Annotated in this window: 10 protein-coding genes; 8 read left to right on the top strand and 2 right to left on the bottom strand. The window is 48.4% G+C overall.

Translation table 11 applies throughout. From position 1 onward, the window contains the following. Window positions 1–17: 17 nt before the first annotated feature. Entirely contained in the window at window positions 18–605 is a 588-nt protein-coding gene (locus tag BCT27_RS06565; RefSeq protein ID WP_102395358.1) for an acyl carrier protein phosphodiesterase, read from the bottom strand. A 77-nt stretch (window positions 606–682) separates the two neighbouring features. Beyond that, window positions 683–1,135, bottom strand: a complete 453-nt coding sequence (locus BCT27_RS06560) for a CBS domain-containing protein (RefSeq protein ID WP_102389646.1) — start codon at window positions 1,133–1,135, stop codon at window positions 683–685. 192 nt (window positions 1,136–1,327) lie between these two features. Here BCT27_RS06560 and BCT27_RS06555 point away from each other — a divergent pair, with 192 nt between their 5' ends. The 8 genes from BCT27_RS06555 to secF all read left to right on the top strand — a co-directional run bounded on the left by BCT27_RS06555 (window position 1,328) and on the right by secF (window position 10,251). Next, a complete protein-coding gene (locus BCT27_RS06555; protein ID WP_102395357.1) occupies window positions 1,328–2,326 on the top strand; it encodes a S1 family serine peptidase in 999 nt (332 codons plus the stop codon). Between the two features lie 105 nt (window positions 2,327–2,431). After that, on the top strand, window positions 2,432–3,448 hold the full coding sequence (locus tag BCT27_RS06550) for a S1 family peptidase (RefSeq protein WP_102395356.1): 1,017 nt from the start codon (window positions 2,432–2,434) through the stop codon (window positions 3,446–3,448). Window positions 3,449–3,598: 150 nt separating this feature from the next. Beyond that, complete coding sequence (locus BCT27_RS06545; protein WP_102395355.1) at window positions 3,599–4,570, top strand: S1 family peptidase; 972 nt, start codon at window positions 3,599–3,601, stop codon at window positions 4,568–4,570. Between the two features lie 108 nt (window positions 4,571–4,678). Then, window positions 4,679–5,734 carry a tRNA preQ1(34) S-adenosylmethionine ribosyltransferase-isomerase QueA gene (gene queA, locus BCT27_RS06540; protein WP_102317528.1) on the top strand — a complete coding sequence of 352 codons (1,056 nt, stop codon included), beginning with the start codon at window positions 4,679–4,681 and terminating at the stop codon, window positions 5,732–5,734. Between the two features lie 133 nt (window positions 5,735–5,867). After that, window positions 5,868–6,995, top strand: a complete 1,128-nt coding sequence (gene tgt, locus BCT27_RS06535; RefSeq protein WP_102317529.1) for a tRNA guanosine(34) transglycosylase Tgt — start codon at window positions 5,868–5,870, stop codon at window positions 6,993–6,995. A gap of 86 nt (window positions 6,996–7,081) precedes the next feature. Beyond that, a complete protein-coding gene (gene yajC, locus BCT27_RS06530; protein ID WP_102395354.1) occupies window positions 7,082–7,411 on the top strand; it encodes a preprotein translocase subunit YajC in 330 nt (109 codons plus the stop codon). Window positions 7,412–7,437: 26 nt separating this feature from the next. Then, the gene (secD, locus tag BCT27_RS06525) at window positions 7,438–9,288 is read left to right on the top strand and encodes a protein translocase subunit SecD (protein ID WP_102395353.1); all 1,851 of its coding nucleotides are present in this window, start codon (window positions 7,438–7,440) and stop codon (window positions 9,286–9,288) included. 12 nt (window positions 9,289–9,300) lie between these two features. Continuing rightward, on the top strand, window positions 9,301–10,251 hold the full coding sequence (gene secF, locus BCT27_RS06520; protein WP_102317531.1) for a protein translocase subunit SecF: 951 nt from the start codon (window positions 9,301–9,303) through the stop codon (window positions 10,249–10,251). Window positions 10,252–10,425 lie beyond the last annotated feature (174 nt).

Below are 10,425 nucleotides of genomic sequence, written 5' to 3'. Positions count from 1 at the left end.
CTCGCAATCTCGCAATCTCAACCCTTCTTCTTCGCAGCGTCCAGTACTTGCTCATAAATAGCAGGGAACGCGTCGATAAATGCGTCGTAATGTTTCAATAGCACGGGTGCAGTGTCAGCTAGTGGTGCCATTCTCGGGCTTCGGGTCGACATGCGGCTTAGAACATGTTGAAGCGTTTCGGCGTGGGCGTAAGAGGGGATCCACTGCTCTTGCCACATGCGTGAAGACAGCGTCAGAAAACGTTCGGGGAGGGGGAAAGGCTCATCCTTCACTGCGCGTTGGCATTCGGATTCGGCATGTTCGACAAATTGGGCAAAGGAAACGTCCGAGAAGCGATCCCAATGTTGGATTAAAGCGTGATCCCAAAATACGTCGAGCGCAATCGCGCTGTATCGATAAAGTGCGGATGGGAAGCGCTGGCGACAGGTTTTAATCTCCGGTAAGGCATCAATCGTGCTATCGACGAAACGATGCAAATAGATGCCTTCCACTGTTTGGGGGGAGAACTGATTATCTGGTCTGCCTTTTACAAAGTCAGCCAGCAAGTTTCCCATTAATTGGCTGTCGCATTGTGTTGCTACGTGTAAATGCGCAAGGTAATTCAATCCGCCTCCTAACCGTCACTTTTGCTAAGGCAAAGGAGCATCTGACCAGATTGCGCGCGGGATTCATAGACCTAAATCTAGGCGACGATTTCTTCTTCCTCTTCCATCGGCTCTGTTTCTTCTTGAATTTCAAGAAGGTTGATGGCGATGGCGACAAAGTCGGTGTCTGTGATAATGCCGACCAATCTGTTGTCATCTACCACAGGTAAACAGCCGAATTTATGCTGTTGCATATAAAGTGCGGCTTCTTTTAAGCCACCGTACGAAGAGACGGTGCAGATCTCCTTGCGCGTAAAGCACTCAAGCGGGGCATGCATTGGATCGAGCTCGCCAATGGCTTTCTCTAAGCTAGAACTTTGCGCTGATAACACATCGCGTTGTGTGACTAAACCACGCAGTGTGTTGTCTGCTGAAACTATCGGTATATGTCGAATTCGCTTGGATTCCATCAGGCGTTTTGCGTCATATATCGTATGCTTAGAAGTGAGAGTAATGGGTTCGGGTGTCATCATCTCGTTAACCGTCAACATATGACCTCCTTAAAGACATAATAAAATGAGGGTTACTTGTTGAGTGTAGAGAAAACCCGACAAGGTAAAGGTGACGGTATTCAAAGATCTGTCTGGCAGTTGTCTCGATACTCACATTCTCATCAAGCAGTAGCGAATGCGCTGAAAACACAGTTTTCAGGGGAAAGAAAGCTGGTTTGAGGGATACATATTATGTGGGGAAAATACCTGATTGTTGCGGCAATGAGTTTGTCGTCATTTTCATTTGCCGCTGAGAAAGAAGCGCGCGTCGTCGGTGGCAGTGATGCCACGATTTCACAAGCGCCTTGGCAAGCCTTTGTAAGGATCGGTAACAACTTTTGCGGTGGTGTTGTCATCTCGGATTTTTGGATCCTGACTGCGGCACACTGTTTAGATACCGCGGGATCTGATGACCCTTTCTCGCTGGCGTCTGCATCATCGGTAACGGTTTACACTGGAACGGCTGAAACCTTCGGTGCAAACTTTTCTGATTTCCTGTCAGAGGTTGATGCAGTGTATGTGCATGGTGGTTATAGCAAAGACTCGCTAGAGAACGATATCGCACTGGTGAAATTGTCTTCGAGTGTGCATGCGAATGCTTCAAGCGTGTTGTTGGCTGATACCAGTGTTCAATCTCGGGTTGATGCCACCGGCAACCAAGGATTGGGTGATCTCAGGCTGTCAGGCTGGGGCTTCACCGATACCGGCCGAACAACGTCAACGAGTACGCTACAAATTGCATCATTATCAACTGTATTAGATTCGACATGTGCAAGTGCATGGGGGTCGACAGTGTCTGGCGTCTCTAACTACCAAAACAAGTTCTTCTGCGCACAAGAAAGCAATGTCGGTGCCTGTAACGGTGATTCCGGCGGCCCGCTGATTTGGATGGATCCAAACCGCGCCGCTGATGCAGATAACGGCGCTACGCTGGTGGGCATCGTCAGTTTTGGCGTGAACGCCCAATGTGCGTCCAGCACCTTCCCTGACGTCTACACGCAAGTGTCCAATTACACCGATTGGATTGGTGCCTGCCAAGCGGGAAACTGCGTAAACTCTTCGTCGAACACGGTGTCGGGTGGAGGAGGGGGAGGCGGGCTTTCTTATACGACCTCCTTCTTCATGCTGTTGTTTTTGATGCTACGGGCTGCAATCACCAGGCGCTTTATTGTCTTTAAAGAGAGAATTTGAGTGCTTATTAAGACAGCGGGTGTTTTCAGACACTACAGCTACTGATAGCGGAGCAAGTATTAAGATACTGTTACCCTGAAAACAACTCAGTGGTAAGGGTTCAATATGAGAATAAAGCAATGGATGGCTGTAGTGTCTCTCGCGACTGCGATTTCGCCAATGACGGCGATGGCTGCAACCGAAGGTGCTGAAAAATCACCGCGTATCGTTGGAGGCGGCTTTGCTCCCATCAGTGACGCGCCTTGGCAAGTCGTTTTAGATCTTAATGGTGCGCTATGTGGAGGGGCTATCATATCTAGTGGTTACGTTCTTACCGCCGCGCACTGTGTGGAAAGGGCGAGCGCTTCAAATATAACGGTCTACGCTGGGATTGAAGATCTTAACTTGGCGGATGGCAATGGAATAGCGGTTGCCTCAGTAGTCACAAATCCAAACTATAACAGCAGCACGTTAACAGCTGACGTTGCGTTAATTCAGCTTGCTGGTGCGCTGCCTTCAAATGCAAAGCCTATCCAGCTTGTTGATTCTGATGACCAAGGTAATTTGGACGCAGAATTTGCGCTCGCTGAAGACCAAAATCTCTATGTGTCAGGCTGGGGAGAAACGTCTACAGATGGCAATGTCAGTCGATATTTAAAAAGAACGTATCTGGATGGTGTCTCTGACAATTCCTGTGGTTGGACTAATAGCAATGGTGTATTAATTCAAGCAGCTGCCGATGCGTATATTTGTGGAAACGACCCGCTTGTTTCAACGGGGGTTTGTTCTGGAGATTCTGGCGGCCCGTTGGTGTGGCAAGCCCCTTCTAACGCATCAGATGCAGATAGAGGGTATCGTTTAGTCGGCCTTGTGAGTTTTAGTAGTATTCGAGGGTGTGCGCTTACCGATGTTGAAGATGGTTTTACACAGCTCAATACATATCGAGATTGGATCAGCGATAACATGAATGGTGGTTATTCAAATCCGAATGTAAGCTTTGATGCCGATATTTTTGATGCGTCAAGAACGTACTCTCCTCTTGGTGATGGCGGCGGCGGTGGCTCTGTTTCTTTATACGCTTTGCTACTGTTGAGCTCTTCACTAGGGTTTAGCATTTACTCAAGACGTCGATTCCTTTCCTAATACCCTAATATTTGTCTTGGCTGGCCACCCTAGGTCAGCCAATTCTCGAAATGAGATATCCCTCGGTAAAGTGCCAATAAACACAACAACTCTGTAACCAATTCGATACATTGCCTCCGAACTAACCAAATTACGTTGGGAGAGATATTGATGAAAATATCGAAATGGATTGCCGTAGTTTCGACAGTCGTCATGGGGATTATTTCTACTGCTTCAGCAGCACAAGAACCCGAACAGCATAGTGAGCGTGCGCCTCGAATTGTGGGTGGTGATTACCTAACGATTGATCAAGCGCCTTGGCAAGTGCTGGTTCATGCATCTAACGGCATTTTATCTGGGTACTGTGGCGGTGCGATCATTGCTGATAATTACGTTCTAACGGCGGCCCATTGCCTGACCAAGTTTTCAGCTCAGGAGCTGACGGTTTTCGCGGGAAACGAGGTCTGGCTGGATGGTGAACCCATCCAAGTATCAGCGATGTTTATTCATGAAGACTATGATGATAAGTCATTTTTTGCTGATATAGCCCTGCTCAAATTAAGTGGTTCCCTTCCCTCAAATGCTCAATCAATCTCGTTAATCTCTGCATCAGAGCAGAGCGCGTTAGAAACAGAAATGGGGATTTCAACACCAAATAACTTTTTTGTTTCTGGCTGGGGAGCAACGAGCAGTGATGGCGTCAGTGAAACCATCCTGTTGAAAGGCGTGTCGATGACCGGCGTTTCTGATTCGAGCTGCGGTTGGAATTATGACTCGAATTACCAATTTAATTCGGCATTTGCCAACTCAATTATTTGTGCGAACAACACGCAAGCAGCGGGTGCATGTTCTGGAGATTCAGGCGGCCCTCTCGTATGGCAAAACCCTAACCGTGTCTCGGACAGCGACGAAGGCAAACGTCTGGCCGGGGTTGTGAGCTTTGGCTACAAGTATCAATGTGGAAGTCAGTTCTATGAAGACGGCTTTACACAAGTTTCAACCTATCTGAGCTGGATTAACGCCAAGATGGCGGAGGGCAACAGCGTTGCATTAGGCGGCGGTGGTGGCGGTGGAACTGTAGGCTGGCTATCATTTATCGCGCTTGGGCTCTTCATAATGCGTCGACGTTTACACCTTTCATAATTTCTGACAAATTGTCTCTGCTTAAATGCAGTGAGCGAGCCCCATCCTGCTTGATATTGCAGCGCTTCCGCCTATACTAGCGGGCTGCTACAGAATGGGGCTTTTTCAATGCAAGTATCCGATTTTCATTTTGACCTTCCAGATTCTCTGATTGCGCGTTATCCGCAGCCAGATCGTACGTCCAGTCGCCTACTGCAACTTGACGGTAACTCCGGTGAGCTTAGCCATAAGCAGTTCACGGATGTGCTTGATCTTGTTGAGCCTGGAGACTTGATGGTGTTTAACAACACCCGAGTGATCCCTGCGCGCGTTTATGGTCGCAAAGCGTCTGGCGGCAAGATCGAAATGCTGGTGGAGCGCATGCTGGATGAAAAGACGATCCTTGCACATGTCCGTGCGTCTAAGCCGCCAAAACCGGGTACGCAATTGTTCCTCGGTGAAAATGACGAGTTCGAAGCCGAAATGGTTGCGCGTCACGATGCCTTGTTTGAGATCCGGTTCTGCGGCGAGCAAGCTGTTTTAGATATTCTGAACCAAGTCGGCCACATGCCATTGCCGCCTTATATCGATCGCCCTGATGAAGATTCAGACAAAGAGCGTTATCAAACGGTTTATAACGAAAAGCCGGGTGCCGTCGCTGCGCCAACGGCAGGTTTGCATTTCGATGAGAACATGCTTGCTGCGCTAAAAGCCAAAGGCGTGGAAATGGCGTTTGTGACCTTGCACGTGGGCGCGGGTACTTTCCAACCAGTCCGTGTGGATAGCATTGATGATCATATAATGCATGCGGAATACGCAGAAGTATCGCAAGAGGTGGTTGATGCGGTTAACGCGGCAAAAGCGCGTGGCAACCGTGTTATCGCCGTAGGCACCACGTCTGTGCGTTCACTGGAAAGTGCTGCACAAAGCGCAAAAGAACAAGGCACTGAACTAAAGCCTTTCTTCCAAGACACCAAAATTTTCATCTACCCAGGGTATGAGTGGAATCTGATTGATGCGTTGGTGACCAACTTCCACCTTCCTGAATCAACCTTAATCATGTTGGTGTCTTCGTTTGCGGGCTATGACCATGTAATGAATGCTTATCAGCAAGCGGTTGAAAACGACTACCGTTTCTTTAGTTACGGCGATGCGATGTTTGTAACACGTCAGACTGCGTTATAATCTGTCGCTGTATTAAATCTATTCTACTGGCTGTCAGCCTATAAGTTGACGGCCAGTTTTGTCTCAGTGCGATGAGGATGTCCCTTATTGGCACCATAGCGCCAGACTGTTTCTCTGGCATTTCGGAGGTATTGTGAAATACGAACTGCTTAAAAAAGAAGGCCGCGCTCGCCGTGGTCGTCTGACTTTCGAACGAGGTACTGTTGAGACCCCTGCATTCATGCCTGTGGGTACTTACGGTACGGTTAAAGGTATGACGCCAGAAGAAGTGGCGGAAACCGGCGCTGAAATTTTGCTGGGTAACACGTTCCACCTTTGGTTGCGTCCTGGCCAAGAAGTGATGCGCGCACACGGCGATTTGCACGATTTTATGCATTGGCAAGGTCCTATCCTGACAGATTCAGGCGGTTTCCAAGTATTCAGCTTGGGTAAAACCCGTAAAATCACCGAAGAAGGTGTGCATTTCCGCAACCCTGTGAATGGCGATCGCGTCTTTATGGATGCGGAAAAGTCGATGGAAATCCAATACGATTTGGGCTCTGACATCGTGATGATTTTCGACGAGTGTACGCCATACCCTGCGACACACGATGAAGCGAAAAAATCGATGGAAATGAGCCTACGTTGGGCACAACGTAGCCGTAACCATTTCGATAAGATGGAAAACAAAAACGCGTTGTTCGGTATCATTCAAGGTTCTGTTTACGAAGACCTGCGTGATGTGTCTGTTGAAGGCCTAACAAACATCGGTTTTGATGGCTATGCTGTCGGTGGTTTAGCCGTTGGTGAGCCAAAAGAAGACATGCATCGCGTTCTGGAACATACCTGTCCAAAACTGCCTGAAGATAAGCCACGTTACCTGATGGGCGTGGGCAAACCTGAAGACTTGGTGGAAGGTGTTCGCCGCGGTATCGACATGTTTGACTGCGTAATGCCTACGCGTAACGCACGTAACGGCCACCTGTTTGTGACTGGTGGTGTGATCAAGATCCGTAATGCGACGCATAAAAGTGACACAACTGCACTGGATCCACAGTGTGACTGTTACACTTGCCGCAACTACAGCAAGGCGTATCTGCATCATCTTGATCGCTGTAATGAAATTCTGGGTGCACGCCTTAACACGATCCACAACCTGCGTTATTACCAGCGCCTGATGGAGAGTTTGCGTAACGCTATTGACGAAGGTAGATTAGAAACCTTCGTGACAGAATTCTACGCACGCCGTGGCCAAGACGTGCCACCGCTGAAAGAAGACTAAGGTCTTTGTGCCTCTTTAAAGGTTCTTTTAAAGAGGCACTGATCTAAATAAAAATGTTCAAATTGATACTACGAGGACGTGACTGAATGTTTATTTCACAAGCTCATGCAGCAGCAGAAGGCGCACCGCAGAGTAACCCTTATCAGCTATTTATTATGCTTGGCCTGTTTGCCGTAATTTTCTACTTCATGATTTATCGTCCGCAGGCAAAACGTGTGAAAGACCACAAGAACCTGATGTCGTCGATGGGTAAAGGTGATGAAGTGCTAACGGGCGGTGGCCTTGTTGGTAAAATCACTAAGATTTCAGAAGACAACGATTTCATTGTTATTGCTCTGAACGACAACAACGAAGTAACTATCAAAAAGGATTTTGTGACTGCTGTTCTGCCTAAAGGCACGATTAAGTCGCTATAAGCCCCTAACCATAAAGGATCATAGCAGTGCTAAACCGTTATCCTTTGTGGAAGTACATTATGGTTGCGTTGGTGATTTTCGTCGGCGCACTCTATGCACTTCCCAATATTTACGGTGAAGATCCAGCGGTTCAAATCACTGGGGCGCGTGGCGCCTCGGTTGATATCTCAACTCTGGATACCGTAAAAGCTACCCTCGAAAAAGAAAAGCTTCCTTTCAACACCATTGCGCTAGAAAACGGCACAGTACTGGTACGCTTCTCCGACACTGATAACCAAATCGCAGGACGTGACGCGCTAAGCGAATCGCTCGACGAAGGGTTAATTGTTGCTCTCAACCTTGCGCCAGCAACGCCATCATGGCTTGAAGCCATTGGTGCGAATCCTATGAAACTGGGTCTTGACCTTCGCGGCGGCGTGCACTTCTTGATGGAAGTGGACATGGACGCAGCAATGGAAAAGCTACTCACTCAACAGGAAGAGACATTCCGTACCGAACTGCGTGAAGCGAAAATCCGTTACCGTGGTCTTCGCGTTGGCAGTGATGATAACGTTGAAGTGATGTTCCGTAATGAAGCGGACATGGAAGCGGCAGAAGCGGAACTTGAGACACTACACCCTGATATGGTGTTTACCACGGATAGCAGCCGTTTTGCTGTTTCAGGTAAATTCACTGAAGAGCGTTTGCTTGAGATCCGTAACTACGCCGTTAGCCAGAACATCACGATTCTTCGTAACCGTGTGAATGAGCTGGGTGTTGCTGAGCCATTGGTTCAACGTCAAGGTGCAAGCCGGATCGTTGTTGAGCTTCCTGGTGTTCAAGATACTGCACGTGCAAAAGAAATCTTGGGCGCAACAGCAACCCTTGAGTTCCGCGAAGTGGATGACAGTGCCGATCTTGCTGCCGCAGCGGCTGGCCGAGTGCCACCGGGTAGTGAAATCAAAACAGATCGCGATGGCCGCCCTGTCGTTCTGAAAAAGCGCGTGATTCTTGGCGGTTCAAGCATCACCGATGCAAGTTCTAGCGCTGATGAATACAACCGTCCTCAAGTGAACATCTCGCTAGATAGCGACGGTGGTAGCAAGATGGCGGCGTTCAGTAAGAACAACGTCGGCAAGCTAATGGCGACGGTGTTTGCTGAATACAAAGACAGCGGCAAACGTGACGAAAACGGCAAAATCATTCTTTCTAAACATGAAGAAGTGATTAACCAAGCGACTATTCAAACGGCGCTGGGTCGTAATTTCCGTATCACGGGGATTGATTCACAATCAGAAGCGCAAAACCTTGCGTTGTTGCTTCGTGCGGGTGCATTGATTGCCCCTATCTCGATTGTTGAAGAGCGCACCATTGGTCCATCTATGGGTCAACAGAACATCGATATGGGTATTAAAGCCTGTATTTGGGGTTTGGTTGCGGTCATGATCTTTACGCTTATCTACTACCGTAAATTCGGCATCTTTGCGAACTGTGCGTTGTTTGCCAACATCGTGCTTATCATCGGTATCATGTCGATGATCCCGGGCGCAACCATGACCTTGCCAGGTATTGCAGGTATCGTGTTGACCGTCGGTATGGCAATTGATGCCAACGTACTGATATTCGAGCGGATACGTGAAGAGCTAGCCGAAGGGCGAAATCCGCAGCAAGCGATCCATCAGGGATACGCGAATGCATTCAGCACCATTGCCGATGCCAACATCACTACCCTTATCACAGCGATCATTTTGTTCTCTGTTGGTACAGGTGCAGTGAAAGGCTTCGCCGTGACGCTGTCTATCGGTATTTTGACCTCAATGTTCACCGCAATTATCGGTACCCGTGCACTGGTTAACCTTGTGTACGGCGGTAAGCGCATTGATAAGTTATCGATTTAAGGAGGCATAAAAATGTTTCAAATTTTAAAAGCCGACCTGTCGATTAACTTCATGCGTTGGTCAAAGACTGCTTTCATTTTCTCTTTGCTAATGATTGCGGCATCGTTCGCGAGCCTATCAACCAAATGGTTGAACTGGGGTTTGGACTTTACTGGCGGTACGCTGATTGAAGTTGGTTTTGAGCAACCTGCAAACCTGCCGATGATCCGCGAATCACTGGAGGCCAATGGCTTCGGTGATGCAGTGGTTCAAACCTTTGGTACTGCACGTGATGTGATGGTGCGTTTGCGTCCACGCGATGATGTTCAAGGTGAGTTGCTTGGCAACCAAATCCTTGATGCCATCAAAGCAGGCACAGGCGAAACCGTTGAAATGCGTCGTATTGAGTTTGTCGGTCCTAACGTGGGTGATGAACTGACGGAAGCGGGTGGTCTTGCTATTCTTGCTTCACTGATCTGTATTCTGCTGTACGTCTCCGTGCGTTTCGAATGGCGTCTTGCGGCGGGTGCGGTGATGTCTTTGGCGCACGATATTATCATTACGCTCGGTATTTTCTCTTTCTTCCAAATCGAAGTTGATTTGACCATCGTGGCAGCCTTGCTGACGGTGGTGGGTTATTCATTGAACGATACCATCGTTGTGTTTGACCGCATTCGAGAGAACTTCCGTAAAATGCGTAAGGGTGATGCAGACGAAGTGATTAACGCCTCTGTTTCTCAGACCTTGAGCCGTACATTGATCACCTCTGGTACAACTTTGTTCGTTGTTATTGCCTTGTTCCTTCAAGGTGGCGCGATGATCCATGGTTTCGCTGCAGCATTGTTGATTGGTATTACCGTGGGTACTTACTCATCAATCTACGTTGCATCTGCACTGGCACTCAAGTTGGGTATTACCCGCGAGCACTTGCTTCCGCCTCCTCCTGTGGAGAAAGAAGGTGAAGAGTTCGACGCGATGCCGTAACGCATGCTGAAATAAAAAGTGGAGCCGAAAGGCTCCATTTTTTTATGGGGGAAATCGAGTGTCGAGAGGCGAGAAAAAAGCAGTTTTGAGGTAAGAGATAGAGCAGGGAAAGAAAAGGAAGAAAAGGTTGACGGCTTTGACCTGTTTACCAAAATCGTACCTCGTACCTCGTAC

The sequence above is a fragment of the Enterovibrio norvegicus genome, from assembly GCF_002876705.1.
Classification (GTDB): Bacteria; Pseudomonadota; Gammaproteobacteria; order Enterobacterales; family Vibrionaceae; genus Enterovibrio; species Enterovibrio norvegicus_B.
The sequence above is the reverse complement of the archived record's forward strand: the minus strand, read 5'-3'. Positions and strand labels throughout refer to the sequence as shown.